This is a genomic window from Flavobacterium sp., from assembly GCF_047602195.1.
In the GTDB taxonomy this organism is placed as follows: Bacteria; Bacteroidota; Bacteroidia; order Flavobacteriales; family Flavobacteriaceae; genus Flavobacterium.
Genome location: NZ_JASGHW010000004.1, coordinates 1978401 through 1995527, shown reverse-complemented (window position 1 = coordinate 1995527; position 17127 = coordinate 1978401). Strand labels below are relative to the sequence as shown.

At 47.0% G+C, this 17127-nt stretch carries 15 protein-coding genes and 2 pseudogenes; 2 read left to right on the top strand and 15 right to left on the bottom strand.

All coding sequences use genetic code 11. The annotated features are described in order from the left end of the window. Nucleotides 1–2: 2 nt before the first annotated feature. Nucleotides 3–212, top strand: a pseudogene (locus QM717_RS15020) (hypothetical protein); the annotation flags it as partial. Here the strand turns inward: QM717_RS15020 and QM717_RS15015 are convergent. The 15 genes and pseudogenes from QM717_RS15015 to QM717_RS14945 form a co-directional block, all read right to left on the bottom strand. Beyond that, nucleotides 189–959: pseudogene (locus tag QM717_RS15015) on the bottom strand (glycosyltransferase); the annotation flags it as partial. The pseudogenes QM717_RS15020 and QM717_RS15015 overlap by 24 nt on opposite strands. 84 nt (nucleotides 960–1043) lie before the next feature. Further along, nucleotides 1044–3446 carry a GEVED domain-containing protein gene (locus tag QM717_RS15010; protein ID WP_415038626.1) on the bottom strand — a complete coding sequence of 801 codons (2403 nt, stop codon included), beginning with the start codon at nucleotides 3444–3446 and terminating at the stop codon, nucleotides 1044–1046. Between the two features lie 117 nt (nucleotides 3447–3563). After that, nucleotides 3564–5447 (bottom strand): T9SS type A sorting domain-containing protein, encoded by a 1884-nt coding sequence (locus QM717_RS15005; protein WP_415038625.1) that lies wholly within the window; start codon nucleotides 5445–5447, stop codon nucleotides 3564–3566. A 119-nt stretch (nucleotides 5448–5566) separates the two neighbouring features. Continuing rightward, a complete protein-coding gene (locus QM717_RS15000; RefSeq protein WP_415038623.1) occupies nucleotides 5567–6652 on the bottom strand; it encodes a T9SS type A sorting domain-containing protein in 1086 nt (361 codons plus the stop codon). Then, on the bottom strand, nucleotides 6642–7475 hold the full coding sequence (locus QM717_RS14995) for a hypothetical protein (RefSeq protein WP_415038621.1): 834 nt from the start codon (nucleotides 7473–7475) through the stop codon (nucleotides 6642–6644). Before QM717_RS14995 ends, QM717_RS15000 begins: the two co-directional genes overlap by 11 nt. Before the next feature lie 140 nt (nucleotides 7476–7615). Continuing rightward, complete coding sequence (locus tag QM717_RS14990) at nucleotides 7616–8425, bottom strand: enoyl-ACP reductase (RefSeq protein WP_415038620.1); 810 nt, start codon at nucleotides 8423–8425, stop codon at nucleotides 7616–7618. Between the two features lie 85 nt (nucleotides 8426–8510). After that, nucleotides 8511–9707: an enoyl-ACP reductase FabV gene (fabV, locus tag QM717_RS14985; RefSeq protein ID WP_415038618.1), complete on the bottom strand. Its 1197-nt coding sequence runs from the start codon at nucleotides 9705–9707 to the stop codon at nucleotides 8511–8513. Nucleotides 9708–9781: 74 nt separating this feature from the next. After that, nucleotides 9782–11434 (bottom strand): DNA repair protein RecN, encoded by a 1653-nt coding sequence (gene recN / locus QM717_RS14980; RefSeq protein WP_415038617.1) that lies wholly within the window; start codon nucleotides 11432–11434, stop codon nucleotides 9782–9784. Between the two features lie 41 nt (nucleotides 11435–11475). Further along, a complete protein-coding gene (locus tag QM717_RS14975) occupies nucleotides 11476–11865 on the bottom strand; it encodes a DUF4835 family protein (RefSeq protein ID WP_415040141.1) in 390 nt (129 codons plus the stop codon). Continuing rightward, nucleotides 11771–12364, bottom strand: coding sequence for a DUF4835 family protein (locus tag QM717_RS14970; protein WP_415038615.1), 594 nt, complete (start codon nucleotides 12362–12364; stop codon nucleotides 11771–11773). The genes QM717_RS14975 and QM717_RS14970 overlap by 95 nt, the downstream gene beginning before the upstream one ends. Further along, nucleotides 12357–13565, bottom strand: coding sequence for a bifunctional phosphopantothenoylcysteine decarboxylase/phosphopantothenate--cysteine ligase CoaBC (gene coaBC / locus QM717_RS14965; RefSeq protein WP_415038613.1), 1209 nt, complete (start codon nucleotides 13563–13565; stop codon nucleotides 12357–12359). The genes QM717_RS14970 and coaBC overlap by 8 nt, the downstream gene beginning before the upstream one ends. Before the next feature lie 6 nt (nucleotides 13566–13571). Beyond that, complete coding sequence (locus QM717_RS14960; RefSeq protein ID WP_415038611.1) at nucleotides 13572–13889, bottom strand: DNA-directed RNA polymerase subunit omega; 318 nt, start codon at nucleotides 13887–13889, stop codon at nucleotides 13572–13574. Nucleotides 13890–13893: 4 nt separating this feature from the next. Beyond that, nucleotides 13894–14688, bottom strand: coding sequence for an outer membrane protein assembly factor BamD (locus QM717_RS14955; protein ID WP_415038609.1), 795 nt, complete (start codon nucleotides 14686–14688; stop codon nucleotides 13894–13896). A gap of 159 nt (nucleotides 14689–14847) precedes the next feature. Further along, the gene (gene dapA / locus QM717_RS14950; protein ID WP_415038607.1) at nucleotides 14848–15729 is read right to left on the bottom strand and encodes a 4-hydroxy-tetrahydrodipicolinate synthase; all 882 of its coding nucleotides are present in this window, start codon (nucleotides 15727–15729) and stop codon (nucleotides 14848–14850) included. Between the two features lie 2 nt (nucleotides 15730–15731). Further along, nucleotides 15732–16247, bottom strand: coding sequence for a DUF6913 domain-containing protein (locus QM717_RS14945; RefSeq protein WP_415038606.1), 516 nt, complete (start codon nucleotides 16245–16247; stop codon nucleotides 15732–15734). Between the two features lie 110 nt (nucleotides 16248–16357). On the opposite strand from QM717_RS14945, the gene QM717_RS14940 reads away from it, so the two are divergent. Next, on the top strand, nucleotides 16358–17071 hold the full coding sequence (locus QM717_RS14940) for a 5'-nucleotidase C-terminal domain-containing protein (protein WP_415038604.1): 714 nt from the start codon (nucleotides 16358–16360) through the stop codon (nucleotides 17069–17071). Nucleotides 17072–17127 lie beyond the last annotated feature (56 nt).

The window sequence follows — 17127 nt, the reverse complement described above, 5'->3', positions numbered from 1 at the left end:
TTTTGCTTGAACACACGAACCTTGAAGAACGACTGCAGGAAACCGGTACCGTATCCGTAAAATTGCAACCAAACGGCCACTACCGACAAGAAACCTATTTTAAGGCTTTTGTTTTGCAATGCCGACCAAAGGAAAACAATCGCAAAATAGAGCGCTACCTGTGCCAACCAAAAAGGATGACCGAACACAAACAAAACCAATGCGGCCAAAACCAGACAAATGAAAATGCTCGGCGCAAAAAAAGTAAACTTGGCATATCTTGGATGCCACGAATCCAAAATCGGGCGCGCCTTTCCAAACTTGTTGACCTGGATTGAAAATTTCTTCCAATCAATCCGTCGTTTGTGAAAAACGTATGCTTTGGGAAACAACGCCGTTTCAAAACCCAAATCCCACAAACGGATGGACAAATCAGGATCTTCTCCCGGATGGATATCTCCAAAGCCTCCGGAAGCCTCAAACGCCTTTCTGGAGATGCCCATGTTGAAGCTGCGCGGTTGAAATTTGCTGATTTTTTCCGAACCGCCACGGATTCCACCCGTCGTAACAACTGAAGTCATTGCAAAATTGATTGCCTTCTGGATATCGGTGAACGAATCGAGCGCCGCATCGGGCCCGCCAAAGCAATCGACATAATTTTGCCCCAAAGCCTTGTCCACTTCATCCAAATACTGTTTTGGAATGATACAATCGGAATCGAAAATGAGGAAATAATCGCCCTTGGCCTTTTGCATGCCAAAGTTGCGCGAATCTCCAGGACCGGAATTTTCCTTGAAATAATAGGAAACTTGCATTTTGTCCGAGAACATTTGGACAATTTCCTGCGAAGTTTCCGTTGAACCGTCCTCCACAACCACCACTTCAAACGGTTTATCGTATTGGGTCGCCGAAAGACTTTCAAGCAACTCCCCTATTTCGAATGGGCGGTTAAAAACAGGAATGATCAACGAAAAAAACATCTGCTAATTTTTAACAAATATAGGTTTTCTAAAAACAAAAAGCCACCCTGACGGGCGGCTTTTGAAATTTGTATTTCCGGAAAATTACTCCTTGATGATCTTGATGGTTTTGGTCTGGTTCTCGGCATTGACCCTGACCAGATAGGCACCTTTGGCCAAATGCGACAAATCGATTTTGTCCTGGCTGCTGTTGATTGCCTTGGCAAAAACCTGTTGCCCCAGCAGGTTGAACACGGCAACATCGGTCATTTTCTGGCCATAGGACAAATGCAAATAGTCCTTAACCGGGTTGGGATAGTAACCGAAATTTGTCTCGTCGAAACCTTTTGTTTTCAAACTCTGATTCCAAGCCGAAACCTGGAAGGTACCAAATGTATCGTTCGCGTATTCCCAAACCCTGGCATAAATCGTCGCCCCCGGGGTCAATCCGGTCAAGTTCAAGATCGAAAATGCATCAACCCCCTCGTCGTCGCTGCACCCCAGGGAAGTCAAACCTCCGGCACAAGTCCCGGTGAAGGCCATCAACGCAGTATCGGTCAATGGCGAACCCGGATCGGCCTGCACTTCGATCGTTACGTTTCCATCCTCCGGCACCACAACCTTGAACCAAACATCGCCTCCGAACCCAAAAATACCGCAGGTCGGGTTCGGTTGCCCCAAGGTTTTGGTCGCGCCAACATTGGTCGCAATGACTGCGTTTTCGGCGAAATTGGCACCCGGAGTCAATTCGGTGGCGGTTTCGCAATCGTCATTGGCAACGGCCAAAGGAAGTGTCGTGAATGTGAATACTGCCGACAATTCGCTTACCGATGAATTGAGGCAAATGGCCTGCACGTAAACGTCGTAAGCGGTATTCGGTTGCAATTCGAGTATTTGCGCCGTATTGGTTTCCAGACCTGAGAAAGTAGGAATGCTGCCGCTGGTTGGCGCAGGGCTTCCGGCCGGATAAACAAAAACATCCCAACCATTCGCGCAGCCGATTGCCCAAGTCAAAGTACCGCCTGTAGAACTGACATCTCCTATCGAAAGCTGGTAAGGCGCCTGGCAGAGATTTGGCGATACGATTTGAATATCATAGTCTTCGGTTTCACCATAGCCATAGTTGGCACACGGTTCCATGGTGGTCGCATCGGTATTCCAAGCGTCACGGATTCTCATGCGGTGCACTCCGATTGGTGCGTCACAGGACAGCGTTATCGCAAAGGTACCGGTGCCATTTCCGGCAACCTGCTCTTGGGTATAACCGATTTTTTCGTCTTCCGAAAATTGATAATCGTCATTGTAATCAATCCAAACAGCTATTTCCTGCTGTCCATAAGTTCCGACACTTACATCCATTTGATAGGAATATCCCACTTCCAACGTTGCGGTGTAATTGGGCTGCCCAACAAAATAAGTATAGTACGGATCGATTGGTGCATTTCCGGTATTGTTGGAAAGTGTCGTGCCGACGATGACCACATTCGAAATCAAATCGCCATCGGTTTTACCATTGTCGTAAGTGGGCAAACAATGACACATGGCCGCATTGGTTTGCAAAACCTGGACCGGTGTACTCGGTACCGCATTCGCGCCACAGGTCACCACACAGCGGTAATAAGTACTGGCCGATTGCGAGGCATTGTAAGTTGGTCCGGTTGCATTGGCGATATCGGTAAAATCGTTCCCATTCTGGGAAGTTTGCCATTGATACGAAATCCCAAAATCGGTGCTGGTATTTTCGATGCTCAACCCAAAAATAACATTTTCACATACCGTGACAAGACTTGAAACCGTATGCCCCGGTACCGGCGCGCCCGAGCATTGCGGTTGCGGCGTAAAGGTGAATTTTTGGCCCGGCAAGAAATTAATGCCGGTCACGTTATTATTTGCCGCGGCTGATGAAGCAGTTGATGCCGCAGCGGCGGTCACACTCAAAAACGAAGTCGCATCGTTGAGCCCTATAGAGGCAGAAAGTTGGCCTCCCGGAATCATAGAGCCATATACAAAATCTACAATCCCGGTCGTTTCATGGAGCCGCATTTTAAACGACCCGAATGCCGTCGCGCTGGTACCGCCTCCATTGGAAATATTAACATTGTCCCACCCGATTTCGAGCGTACGGCTTGGCGTGCTGCCCGTGAGGCTGTAAGCGATTGATCCCGTGCCCCGGTTGTGGTCGTCCCAAAAAGCGGCAATCAACGGCGCGTAAGCGGCATTGGGATTGGCCAGCGTGTTGATCCAGGATTGGTTTCCAATGTTCTGTCCGAGCCTGATCCAGCCATTGGTGCTGATGCTGAACGTCGAATAGGAAACGCCGCCGTAATTGAACGCAAACCCGATCGGGATGTTGTTCTGGATTCCGTCGTCTTCGGTCGCTGTGGAATTGGTCCCCGTTACGGCTGCATAAGTCTCGGTCGATTGGGAAAAAGCATAACCCGAAACCGCCTGCGCCTTGCTTTCTGTCAGGAACAAAAAGAAAGCGAGCAGAAAAGTAATTTTTTTCATAAAAGTTTGGTGATTGGTTAATTCGTGTCCTAAAGTAGTAAAAAAAATGACGTGTAATTTTTAAAAAACAAAAAAAGCCACCTTAAAAAAGATGGCTTCGATTGACGTCGGGATGGTTTACTGTTTCACGACTTTTATGGTTTTGGTTTGCTCCCCTGAAGCCACTTTTACCATGTAGGCTCCATTGGGAAGGCTCGACATATCGATTTGTGATTCATTGGCATGAACCGACTTGTTCAATACCTGCTGCCCCAAAAGATTGAATACCGAAACGGTCGAAATCTCTGCCTTGTACGAAATATTCAACACATCTTTCACCGGGTTTGGATAATGCGCGAAGCTCGACGAGCTGAAATCGTCCACTGCCAATGTTGGATCGCTGAGCCTGAGCGAGAAAGTACCTTGCTCTGCGGTGTTGCTCCATACTTGGATATAGTAAGTTCCTACAGTCAATCCGGTGAGGTTAACTGTTACGGGTTCTTCCATATTGGAATAGCAAGTATTCGCCACCTGGGCCAGTGAACCGCAAGTACCTGAATAGATGTTGAAGTTGAGTGAAGCGATGTTTACAGGCGTCACCAAGCAATCTACAGTTCCAGATTCCGGGCATTCAAAAGAGAACCAAACATCCTGGATCGATCCGAACAGGTCGCAAGGAGGTTGCGTTGCGGTAACATCGCCAAAAGAGTTGTCAGAATCGGTTGTCGTTCCGTCGACCAACAGACCCAGTGCAAGCGCACACGTTTGGTTGGCCACAGCCGGCTCCTGTACATCGGCGCAAGACACTTGCATGTTGAACAAACCGGTACTGCCGACGTTCCAGCCTTCGACCGTAATGTAATAGGTAGACAATCCATCTGAATTGAAGGTTACGAATGATTGTGTCGTATCGCCGCAACCATCGTCATTGGCCGCCACATAAGAAAGCGCACCGCTTGATCCCGTATACACCAAAACCGAAGTATCGTAGAACGAATTGCAAAGGCTCAAGGTTACGGTTTGCGGCGTTCCGGTTCCTGTGAAGGAATACCACAGGTTTGGCGCATCCAAATCGGCACCACCACCGTCGGGAGCAGTGTCTTCATCCAAAGTGGCCGCTGCCGTCAATCCGCTGTAGTTGTTGTCGCAGCTCACCGCAATCGGGTTGGCAAAATTGTCATTGGTTGGCGCCGTTACGGTCAAAACACCATTCAGGTATACCGTTCCGTTCCAGACGCCGCCATCGCCACCGGCTGTGATTCCGCCATAAACTGCAGGACCATTGTTCAAACGCCATTTGGTAGCATAGTAATACGTGCCCGGCAAGACATTGTTTCCAATATCGGCCATGTATTCATCATTGTTGCTGATGTGTCCCGCATTGTGTACCGCAGGCACCCAATAGGTCCAGGTACTTGGATCGTTGTTCTCATTGTTGAGCCCGACCCACATTTGCAAGCCAGCGGCCTGACCTGACAATCCCGGTTCCACATCGGTCAATCCCGGCTCCCAAGCCTGGCCATACACCGTCAGCAGTTGCCCTGCCATGATGCTTTCGGATACCGGATACTGCAGGTTGGCATAATCGGGCTGGTCGGTCGATGCGATACCGCAAACGACATTTCTTTCCCTGAAAGTTTGGCTCGATTCGCATGCCGAACTGACGTGGGTGTAAAAACGCACCTCCCCTTCAATGGTAGACACCCAAGTAAGCGGTGAAACACCAGAAGCGGCAGAGGTTACTCCGTCATCGGCACTGATGGTGATGAAATCGGTTTCGATCGAACTCGAAAAAACATAGGTTTGCCCCAAGGTCACCGTCAAAACAGAGTATTCGCTGGCATAACCCAGATCGGTGATCATATTGACCAATGTACCATCGCACTCGGCCGGTGTAAAGGTCGTGCCCGGATACTGCCCAAACTCAGCGGTCAGGCACTGGGCATTCAAGCTTAGTGATGTTGCCGTGAAAAGCACTGCCGTTGCGAGCAGTGATTTCCACTGAAAAGTAGTTTTTTTCATAATTAGTTAATTAAGTTAATACAGTTCCTAAGTTATAAAAAAAAGTTAATATTTGAAAATAATGCAAATAAAAAACCACCTACTAGAGGTGGTTTTGAAATTTTAATCTAAAATTTTGATTATTGTTTCAAAATTTTAAGAGTTTGCACTTCTTGATCTGAAGTCAGTTTTACGATGTAATTGCCTGTATTGAGTGAAGACAAGTTGATTTGGCCTCCTTTGGCGTTCAACGATTTTGCAAACACTTGCTGTCCAAGCAGATTGTAAACGGTTACTTCGTTGATGGTCTTGCTGTAAGAAACATTCAAGACGTCTTTCACCGGGTTCGGATACGATTTGAAACCGGCACCTGCAAATGATTGCGTACCCAACACCGAAGAAACATTGATTTGGTAAGGTCCTTCAGCTTCATCGTCAAATCCGCTGTAATGTCCAACGTTGATGAAATAAGTCGTTCCTGCAACCGAAGCTACCGTTACGGTTTCTCCAGCCGAATTGCCACCGTCATCTGCACTGCCCGCACAAGTAAAAGTACCGCAAGATCCGGTGTACACATCCAATTGCGGATCCCATCCGTCCACGTTAGAAATCTCTACCGTGATCTCGTTTCCATTACCTGTAAAGGTATACCAGGCGCCATCGTTCATGTCTGAACTACATCCTGCCACGATGAATCCGCCGTTATTGGTTGCCAATGTAGCATCCTGTGCATTCGTATACGGAAATGAAGTAATTGCAATCGCATCAGCACAAGCGTCGTTGGCAATCGGTTGTGGTGGTTCGTGTTCGGTTATTGTGATGGTATAAACTCCTTCCGGTTCATCATTACCGCTGCTGTAGTGGCCAAAATTGATGTAATAGACCGTTCCCGCAACCGTAGAAAATTCCAAAGTCTCATCACCGCCTGTTCCGTTGTCATCAACCTGACCCACACAAGTGAAAGTACCACAAGAGCCACTGTAAACCCCTAATTCAGGATCCCATCCGACAATATCCGTGCAGTCGATCACCACATCATTTCCATTTCCTACAAAAGTGAACCAAACCCCGTCGTTCATTCCTGAACAAGTATCGATAAAACCATCGTTGTTGGTCGCAGCCGAAGCATCCTGGCTCAACGTGTAAGGGAAAGAGAGAATAGCGAATGCCGTAGCACAAGAATCGTTTTCCGGCACATCGGCCATGGTATTGATTTCAAGTGTCACCCAAGAACTGAAAGAGCTTCCACAGTTTACCCTGAGATGGAAATAATACACGCTCGAAAGCGTCCAATCCTGTAGCCGGGTAAGTAAGGTCGGTTGTAGCCGTTCCTGCTTCGGTCGGATCAGCCGCATCTTGGTTGAATACGTATTCGAACCCAGCGATTCCACCAATGGCATCCCAAGAAATGTCAGCCGTATTGTTGGTGATATTGCCAGCAGCCAAATTGACCGGGGCACCGCAAGCGATCGAAGTAATCGTTGGCGAATTGAAGCAGAAACCATAGTTCCAGTCGCCTGCCAACGGATCGTCATCGTAAGAGATGCGGTACCTGAATCCAGACAATTGGCCCGGTGTAAATGCAGCAATGCTCAAAGCCGCTGTAGTCATCGTCACCTTAGGAATGGTACAGAAATCGTCGTAAACACTTGTCGAGTTCCCCGCGATGTTTGCACCCGGCCAAGCCACCCAAGCCGACGCCTGCGCATCCCAATATTGGAATTGCAACACGTCATTCTCGAGGTAGTAATAACCATAATCCACTGTAATTACGAGTGACTTCTCCCCTGCGTTGAAGGCAGCGGTCAAATCGATCACCGGCGATTCGGCGGCAATGTTGTCTTCGTGTGCATTGTTTCCCGCGTCGTCGTCGTCGAAAGCGAAATTTGGGGTTGTCGTTGGGTTGGCTTCAAAAGCCAACGGGTCGTTGTTGTAACTTCCCGTGATGGTCCATGCGGCATTAGGCCAGCCTGCCGACTGGTTCAATACCTGCGCATTGACTTGGCTAAAAAAAGCAAGTGCAAATGCTGCTGCGTAAAGTTTTTTCATTATTAAAATTTGTTAAGTTTATATGGGTCGCTAATTTAAAAAACCAACTCAATTTTAACAATCCTTTAATACTAAATTAATGTTAATAAAAACACAAAAATCCCGCATCATTGCAGGCTTTTCATCGATAAAACTGTAACTTATTTTGTAAGAGTTTCTATAACCTCCTGACTTACACCCGTGTAAGAAAAACCTCCGTCATTATACAAGTTTTGGAGTGTTACTTTCTGGGTCAAATCCGAAAACATCACCACGATATAATTGGCGCAATCCAAAGCAGAGGCATTGCCCAGAGGCGCCATCTTTTCAGAAAAGGAAATGAATGCATCGAATCCCTTGACGCCTTGACCCGCTTTGGTTGGCGTAGGCGATTGCGAAATCGTATTGACACGCACTTTTTTGTCCTTCCCGAAGAAATACCCAAAACTGCGCGCGACCGATTCGAGAAACGCTTTGTTGTCGGCCATGTCGTTGTAATCCGGAAATACCCGTTGGGCAGCGATATAACTCAGCGCGATAATACTTCCCCACTGGTTCATTGCGTCTTTCTTGTACAAGACCTGCATCACTTTATGGAAGGAAACCGCCGAAACGTTCCAGCCTTTTTCGGTAAAATCATAATTCTGGTCGATATAAGCGTTGCCTTTGCGCACGTTCACCGACATCCCGATCGAATGCAGCACGAAATCTATTTTTCCGCCGAGGATTTCCATCGACTGGTCGACGAGCAGTTCCAAATCGGCTACCGAAGTCGCATCGGCAGCCACCACCTGCGAATCCGTCTTTTGTGCCAACGCATCGATGTTCCCCATGCGCAGGGCTGCCGGTGCATTGGTCAGCACAAAAACACCGCCTTCTTCGTGCACCCTTTCGGCAGTTTTCCAGGCAATCGAATGTTCATCGAGTGCCCCGAAAATAATGCCTTTCTTCCCTTTAAGTAAATTGTACATGTGATGTGATTAAAAGATTTAGCCACGAATTCACGAATGTTTTGTAGAAATTCGTGAATTCGTGGCCAACAATATTTAAACTTTTTTATTCTTGCGGAATGCTCGATACCTGTACCATTTCGTTGGCATCGGCCTTGTAATCGACCCCATCGAAATCGAATCCGAACAGGTGATAGAAATCCTTGCGATAGCCTTCGAGGTCTCCGATTTCAGCCAGGTTTTCGGTCGTCGCCTGTATCCACAAATCGGCTACTTTTTGCTGGATGTCGTCGCGCATTTCCCAATCGTCGATGCGGATACGGCCTTTGTCATCGGTCGGTACTTCTTTGCCCGTGAACAATCTTTCGGCGTAAAGGCGTTGGATTTGCTCGATGGTGCCTTCGTGCACGCCTTCGGCTTTCATGATTTTATACAACAGCGAAATGTACAACGGAATCACCGGAATCGCAGAACTCGCCTGCGTTACAAGCGCTTTATTGACAGAAACATAAGCCTTGCCGTCGATGTCCTTCAAGTCATCCGAGATCGTAAACGCCGTCGCTTCGAGATCGTCTTTGGCACGACCGATCGTTCCCTTGCGGTAAACCGGTTCGGTCAAGGCCGGCCCGATGTAAGAATAGGCCACGGTCAATACGCCCGGTGCCAACAAATCGGCATCCTTGAGCGCTTTCATCCACATCGCCCAGTCTTCGCCCCCCATGACGGCCACCGTGTTTTCGATGTCTTCCTCATTGGCGGGCTGGATCGAAATCTCAGACACTTTTCCGGTATGGAAATCGACTGTTTTATTGGTATAGACGTTTCCGATCGGTTTCAAGGCCGAACGGTGCGTCACGCCAGTATTGGGATTGGTGCGGACCGGCGAAGCCAAGCTGTAGATCACCATATCCACCTGTCCCAAATCTTTCTTGATCAAATCCATTGTTTGTTGCTTGACCTCATTGGAGAAGGCATCGCCGTTGATGCTCTTGGCATACAATCCGGCCTGGTGCGCGAATTTTTCGAAAGCCGCCGAATTGTACCAACCCGGAGACGCAGTCTTGCCTTCAGCAGCCGGTTTTTCAAAGAAAACACCGATGGTCGCTGCATCCGAACCGAAAGCGCTCGAAATTCTTGAAGCGAGTCCGAAACCGGTAGAAGACCCAATCACGAGTACTTTTTTGGCACCGTTGATCGGTCCTTTCGATTTGACATATTCGATCTGATTCTTGACACTTTGCTCAGCACCAGCAGGATGCGCGGTCAGGCAAATGAATCCCCTCATTCTTGGTTCTATGATCATAAAAAGTTTGGTTTAGGTTTGCGTGTAATATTGAACAATTCACAAAATACACCCACAAATATAGCTTGCTTTTTTTAGTTCAACAAGGCTTTTGCGTGATTTATGGCAGAATCGGAAATCGCCGCCCCAGAAAGCATTTGCGCGATCTCGACCACCCGTTCTTCATGGTCCAGTCGTTTGAGTTGGGTGGCGGTCTGGTTGCCCTCGGTGGTTTTGAAGACGCGGAAATGGTCGTTGCCCTTGGCAGCGATCTGCGGCAGATGCGTAATCGCAAAAACCTGCATCTGCTTGCTCATGGCCTTCATGATTTCGCCCATTTTGTCGGCTATCTCGCCCGAAACCCCGGTATCGATTTCATCGAATACAATCGTTGGTAATTTGGAATATTGCGCCAGGATCGATTTGGTGGCCAGCATGATGCGCGACATTTCCCCACCCGAAGCGACTTTCTTGAGCAATCCGAAATCGGAACCTTTGTTGGCCGAAAACAAGAATTGCAATTCGTCTTTACCGTTGGGTAAATAATTCCCGCCTGGTTTGATTTCAATTTGAAAACGCACGTTCGGCATCCCCAATTGCGAAAGGATTTCAGCCCATCGCTGGGTCAAAACCGGCACTGCTTCCTCCCTATTTTTACGGATAATGACGGCTTTTTCGTCGAGTGCATTTTGCGCCGATTGGATTTGGTTTTCCAATGATTGGATGTCGCTTTCCAAAGTGGTCACTGAAACCGCCTTGTTGTCGAGTTCATTCTGGATTTCGAGCAATTCCTCGACCGTAGCGACATTGTGTTTCTTCTGCAGGTTGTAAATCGATTGCAATTTTTGGTTGACCAATTCCAATTGCTGCGGATCCTGCACCAGTTTGTCGGTCAACCGATTGAGTTCAGAAACAATGTCTTCGAGTTCGATCGCCGCACTGTTCAATCTTTCCGAAAGCGACTGAAAATCGGCAGAGAAACCGGCTATTTTTTGCAAGGCCGTTTTCATCTCGCGCAGGTTTTGCGTCACGCCAAATTGTTCGTCATGCGCAATCGCCAGAGATTTATCGAGGTTTTCCCGGATCAATTCGACATTGCTGAGCTGCTCGTAAACAGCTTCTAGCTCCTGCTGTTCGCTAGGTTTAAGATTGGCCGACAACAGTTCCTCAAGCAGAAAATTGTTGTAATCCTGTTCCTTTACAATATCGTGCAATTGGGAATTCAATTCGCCAAGCTGGCTTTTGTCTTTTTTATAAGATTTGAGCAAATCCGAATAATCTGAAAGCAATGCTTTATTTCCGGCGATTGCATCAATGATTGCAAATTGGTAGCCGTCATCCGACAATTCCTGGGTCTGGTGCTGCGAATGGATGTCGATCAGGAAATCGCCCAACTCCTGCAATTCCTGCAAATTGACCGGCGTATCGTTGACAAATGCACGCGATTTGCCCGAAGGCAAGATTTCCCGGCGGATGATCGTATGGTCTTCGTAATCGAGGTCGTTGGTTTCGAAAAAAGACTGCAGGTTGTAATGCGAAAGATCGAATTGGGCTTCGATTACGCACTTTTCCTCTTTGTTCTTGAGCGAAGCCAAATCGGCACGTTTGCCCAAAACCAACCCCAGCGCGCCCAATAAAATTGATTTTCCCGCACCAGTCTCGCCTGTGATAATGGAAAAACCCTGAGAAAAATCAATACTCAATTTTTCTATCAAAGCAAAATTATTGATGGAAAGCGATGTGATCATTGGACCGGTAAATGGATTTTATCTATCGAAACGGAGCCGGATTAAAACTTAATCCCGCCCCATTTGGCTGCATTCAATGGAGAAATACGGTTCAGGTTGTCGACCACGTCGGTAATCGGCATTTTGGGACCGCCCGAAAAAATCGAGACAATCTCATCGGCCTTGGCGTCAAAAAACACACGCATCATGAGCGAATTTGGACGCACCGAATGCACTTCTTTCAGTTTCTCGAGCGCTTCGGCTATACTTTGCTTGGCTGCCTTCTGGTCTTTGGCCATGCTGTCCATGCCTTCGAAATGGTATTTGTACATGGTTTCGCGGAACGGTTTGTAGGTTTCAGAAAGCATGTCGTTGACCAAAAAGTAACGGTTCGAATTCCCATCGCTTCCGCTCCAGCCTTTGTAACCGCTTCCCGCGGCCGCGTTGACGATTTCCTGCGCGTTTTCGAGGTAAGAAGTACCGCCTTTCGAGCGAGAACGTATCGGCATCCATCCCGATGATCATGAAACAATAATAGGAAACCACCGAAATCAGGTTCGATTCGAAAACCGTCGGGTTAAAAGTCAGGTTCTGGAATTCGTTGTAATTGAATGTAAACTCTTTGTCGTTGAAGTTCAAGATCGGTGAAGCATAAGTCGAATTGTAGGCCGGACGCGAGGCCGAAACCTGGATCGTGGCCGTAAAAACACCCGAAACCGCCGAAGACACATTGATAAACATCGAGCAATTGATGCGTTCATTATTCTTGTAGCCCTGCCCCGTCCAATCGGTCTTGTTGATGTAATCGGTCAATGATTTCTGCAGCGTTTTGTAAACTTGCTGGTTGGTTCCGCCTACTTGGTCGGCATTGACGGTTACGGTACAATTCAGTTCCTGCGCGCTCGCGAATCCGAAACACAGGACGGCAATTAGACTGAGGATTTTAGGCATAATGTGCGATAACTTTGTTGATGATGTCGGCTGCAACGGCTTCTTTCGATTGGAGCGGCATCGGTTCTATATTAAAATCTTTGTCGATAAAGGTAATTTTATTTGTCGATTTTCCAAAACCGGCACCTTCATCGTTGAGCGAATTCAAAACAATCAAATCTAGGTTTTTTTTCCTGATTTTTTGCTTGGCGTGTTCAATTTCATTTTCGGTCTCGAGCGCAAAGCCCACCAGGAATTGGTTTTTCTTGATTTCTCCGAGCGAAGCCAAAATGTCTTTGGTCTTTTCGAGCTCGATCGCAAAATCGGCTTCGGCCTTTTTGATCTTCTGTTCGGCAACAAATTTCGGACGGTAATCGGCCACGGCTGCGGCTGCAATCGCCACATCGACACTTTCAAAATATTGATGGCACGCCTCGTACATCTGTTGCGCCGATTCAACCGAAATCAGTTTTATCGAACCATTTTTCGGTTTCAGATGCGTCGGCCCGGAAACCAAAATCACTTCCGCGCCTTGATCGGCCGCCTGATTGGCGATATCAAAACCCATTTTACCCGAAGAATGATTGCCTATAAAACGCACAGGATCGATCGCTTCGTATGTCGGTCCGGCCGTAATGAGTATTTTTTTTCCTTTGAGCGGCAATTTGGCAGACAAATCGGCTTCTAGAAAAGCAATGATGTTTTCGGGTTCGGCCATCCTTCCTTCGCCCGACAATCCGCTCGCAAGCTCGCCGCTTTCGGCCGGAATCATGATGTTTCCGAAGCTTTGCAAAGCCTTGAAACTTTCCAAGGTCGATGGATGTTTGTACATGTCCAGATCCATCGCCGGCGCAAAATACACGGGACATTTGGCAGAAAGATAGGTCGCGATTAAGAGATTATCGGCGTTTCCGGTCGCCATTTTCGACATGGTGTTGGCCGTGGCTGGCGCAATCAGCATCAAATCAGCCCAAAGACCGAATTCGACGTGGTTGTTCCACTCAGCGTTTTCATCCTGCTCGTCATAAAAAGTAGAATGGACCGGATTTTTGGAAAGTGTAGATAAAGTAAGCGGCGTGACAAAATCCTTCGAAGCCGGCGTCATGATCACTTGGACCTCGGCGCCGGCTTTGATGAAAAGTCTAACCAATGATGCAGTCTTGTATGCGGCAATGCCACCGGAGATTCCGAGCAAGATTTTTTTACCGCTTAAAACTGACATGGTTTCTTATTTTGTAGTGTCTCTGTGGTAAATTTTACCATCGAGCCATTCCTGAACTGCCAATGCGTGTGGCTTTGGCAATTTTTCGTAAAATTTAGACACTTCGATTTGCTCTTTATTTTCGAAAACTTCTTCGAGACTGTCGTTGTAGGTGGCAAACTCTTCCAATTTCTCGGTCAATTCCTTCTTGATCTCAGAATTGATTTGGTTTGCCCTTTTAGCCATAATGGTAATCGCTTCATAGATGTTCCCGGTTGGTTCCTCAATCACGCTTTTGTTGTAGGTAATTGTGTTTACCGGAGCATTCGTCTTTTTTAAATCCATGACTTTATTTATTATATTGTTGTAAGTTCTGATCGATTTTGACCAACATGTCGTCGGCAGTTTTTTTGTATTTGGTCTCGCCATTGAATTTGACCAAGTTGTTGTAGGCGATCTTGGCATTGTTCAAGCGCTCCTCCATTTTCGAAGGCACACTGTTGATGGCCAGATTGTAAGCCGAATCGTATTTGTAATACAGCGCTTCTTCCTTGAATTTGGTTCCCGGAAAATCGGCGATGAAATTGTCGAGCGCCACCAAAGCCGACTTGTAATCGGCAATCGTATTGTATTGCTTGGCGATCTCGAAAGCCTTTTTTTCGAGTTTGTCGGTCAATTCCCGCAGCGTCACATTGGCTTCGGCAAAATATTCCGAATTCGGATAGGCATCGATGAAATTCTGCAATTTACTGATGGCTTTGTTCGTATCGGCCTGATCGAGGCTGTAGCGCGGGGAAAGCTTCGAATAGCTTTTGGCGCCCAGATAAGACGCTTCCTCTAGCTTCTCGCTCTTGGGGTAGCTCGACACAAAACTTTCGAATTGGTAACCTGCCAAATAATATTGCTCGGTTTTGTAATACGACTGCGCGTACAGGTAAAACATTTTTTCCGCCTGCGGTTTGCCGCGGTATGCCGGCGCAATCATCTCGAACAAACGGATGGCTTTGTTGTATTTGCCTTTGTCGTATTGACGGACTGCCTCGTTGAATTTGACCGCAACATCTTCAGACTTGATTGCTTTTTGGTACTGGCTGCAAGAGCTGAGCAACACGGCAATGAGCAATACAGATAAAAATTTCTTCATTATTTTCTTTTGGATTTTCTTTCGCTACGCTTCAGAACAGTTCGTCTGCGCCTCGGGTCCTTGATTTTCGGGCGATTTCGCTCCGCAGAAAACCAACGGCAAATTTAGTTAATAATTACAGACTACAAAATTATTTTTTAAGCCTTGATTTCCGACGATTTACTTTCCGATTTTGAGCGTAAACTCGCGCAATCTGTTGGCCAAATTTTCATCGACATTGACGAGCGGCAAACGCACCGTATTTTCGGACAAGCCCAACGTCTTGAATACTTCCTTGATTCCGCCCGGATTGCCTTGCTCGAAAATCATATCGATCGCGTCAGCCAACAGGTAATGCAGTTCGTAGGCTTCGTCCACTTTGCGCTGCAAGCCCAGACGCACCATATCGGAAAACTGTTTCGGAAATCCTTCGCCGATAACCGAAATCACGCCCGCTCCACCGGCCAAAACCATCGGCAAGGTAATCATGTCGTCGCCCGAAATGACGAGGAAATCCTTGGGTTTGTTCTGGATCAGTTTCATCGCCTGGACGATGTCGCCCGCGGCTTCCTTGATTCCGATGATGTTCTTGAAATCTTTGGCCAAACGCAAAACGGTCGATGGTTGCATGTTGCTCGCCGTTCTTCCCGGAACGTTGTACAAAATCACGGGAATCGGAGACGCTTCGGCTACCGCCTTGAAATGCTGGTAAATGCCTTCCTGCGTGGGTTTGTTGTAGTAAGGCGAAACCGAAAGCACGGCGGTAAATTTCGACAAATCGCGGGTTTTCAATTCTTCCACTACATCGGCGGTATTGAAACTGCCGACACCCAGAACCAAAGGCAATTTCCCGTTGTTGGCCTCGATGACGGTTTGGATCACGAGTTCTTTTTCGGCTTTGGTGAGCGTGGCCGATTCTCCGGTCGTGCCCAAAACCACAAGGTATTCGATGCCATTGTCGATCTGGAATTGAACAATCTTTTGGAGCGCTTCTACGTCTACGGAAAAATCTTTTTTGAAAGGCGTGACCAGCGCGACGCCGGTACCGATAAGTGATTGCATGGCTATATTTTATTTAGAATTTTTAGGTATTTGAACAGTTCTTCGACGAAAACCTGGTAGTTCTCGGCGTTGGTATTGATCATGAAATGGTTGATCTTCTTGTCGATCGAGGCAAAACCGACCTTGAATTTGGCTTTGGACGAATCGGAAGCGAGCAACAAAGCCGATTTTTCGGTGTCGTAGTAATTGATCAGCAAATCGAATTTTTCGGCGGTGAATTCCTTGACTTCGGAATTGCTGAAAGTAGCGGTCCAACTCAAATCTTTGTGGCTGAAAACCGGATAATCGAACTGTTCGTTTTTTTTGATTTTATTCTTGAAAACCAACACTTTGATATCGTTCTTTTGAATGCCGTTCTTAACCAATTCCCCGACCAATGCTTCGCGTTCGTAAAAGTAACTTTCATCGAAAATTATCCCTACCGTTTGGATCGTCCCACCGTCTACCATCTTTGCGTTTGATAAACTTTTCTTAACGATTTTTTGGGTAAAAAAATTCTTGATGTAATTTAAAAACATATACTTTTACTTGGCAAACAAATTTATACAAATAAGCGCATTTTCGGATGGTAAAACTAAAAAACTATAACGTTGTCCTAAAGTCTTTTGTTTTATTCTTAACATTTATTTTGGCGGTTTCCTGCGGCGAACAAAAATGGGCCGTCAACCGCATCGAAGGTAAGGAAATTGGCATTTCCGAAAAAAACGGCACCGACGCTAACATTGAGAATTTCATCAAACCGTACCGCGAGAAGGTCGAAAAAGACATGGGCACTGTGCTGGCCTACGCTCCCGAAACCCTGGACAAGAATGGCCAATGGCAAACCACGATGGGCAATATGTTTGCCGATGTCGCCTTGCAATACGGCAACAAGGTTTTCGAAAAGCGCGAAGGCAAGAAAATCGACATCGTGATGCTCAACCACGGCGGCATCCGCACCATCATCCCCAAAGGCGATGTCACCACGCGAACGGCTTTCGAAATCATGCCTTTTGAAAACAGCATGGTCGTGAGTGCGATGAAAAAAGAGCAAATCCTGGAAATGATCACTTACATCATTGCCGAAAAGAAACCGCATCCGCTCGCGGGATTGACTTTTATGATTGGAAAAGACAATCTACCGAAAAACATTATGGTTCAAGGAAAACCACTAGAAGACAAGATTTATTACGTTGGCACCAACGATTATTTGTACAATGGAGGCGACAGCATGTTGTTTTTCAAGAAAGGTATTGAATTGTATAGGCTCGATTATAAATTGCGCGACATTTTGATTGATTATTTCAAAGATGTCGATACCATTCCACTGACGACGGATGTCAGAATTTCGGTGGAAAAATAAAACACATATCCCTAGCCCCGATTGCGGCAAGTATCCTCGCAGAGATACTGCGGAAA

Excerpts from the sequence above, each read along its gene's own strand:
- QM717_RS15010 (WP_415038626.1), bottom strand. The coding sequence starts at position 3,446 with ATGAAAAAAATTACTTTTCTGCTCGCTTTCTTTTTGTTCCTGACAGAA.
- QM717_RS15005 (WP_415038625.1), bottom strand. The coding sequence starts at position 5,447 with ATGAAAAAAACTACTTTTCAGTGGAAATCACTGCTCGCAACGGCAGTG.
- QM717_RS14995 (WP_415038621.1), bottom strand. The coding sequence starts at position 7,475 with ATGAAAAAACTTTACGCAGCAGCATTTGCACTTGCTTTTTTTAGCCAA.
- QM717_RS14990 (WP_415038620.1), bottom strand. The coding sequence starts at position 8,425 with ATGTACAATTTACTTAAAGGGAAGAAAGGCATTATTTTCGGGGCACTC.
- fabV (WP_415038618.1), bottom strand. The coding sequence starts at position 9,707 with ATGATCATAGAACCAAGAATGAGGGGATTCATTTGCCTGACCGCGCAT.
- recN (WP_415038617.1), bottom strand. The coding sequence starts at position 11,434 with ATGATCACATCGCTTTCCATCAATAATTTTGCTTTGATAGAAAAATTG.
- QM717_RS14970 (WP_415038615.1), bottom strand. The coding sequence starts at position 12,364 with ATGCCTAAAATCCTCAGTCTAATTGCCGTCCTGTGTTTCGGATTCGCG.
- coaBC (WP_415038613.1), bottom strand. The coding sequence starts at position 13,565 with ATGTCAGTTTTAAGCGGTAAAAAAATCTTGCTCGGAATCTCCGGTGGC.
- QM717_RS14960 (WP_415038611.1), bottom strand. The coding sequence starts at position 13,889 with ATGGATTTAAAAAAGACGAATGCTCCGGTAAACACAATTACCTACAAC.
- QM717_RS14955 (WP_415038609.1), bottom strand. The coding sequence starts at position 14,688 with ATGAAGAAATTTTTATCTGTATTGCTCATTGCCGTGTTGCTCAGCTCT.
- dapA (WP_415038607.1), bottom strand. The coding sequence starts at position 15,729 with ATGCAATCACTTATCGGTACCGGCGTCGCGCTGGTCACGCCTTTCAAA.
- QM717_RS14945 (WP_415038606.1), bottom strand. The coding sequence starts at position 16,247 with ATGTTTTTAAATTACATCAAGAATTTTTTTACCCAAAAAATCGTTAAG.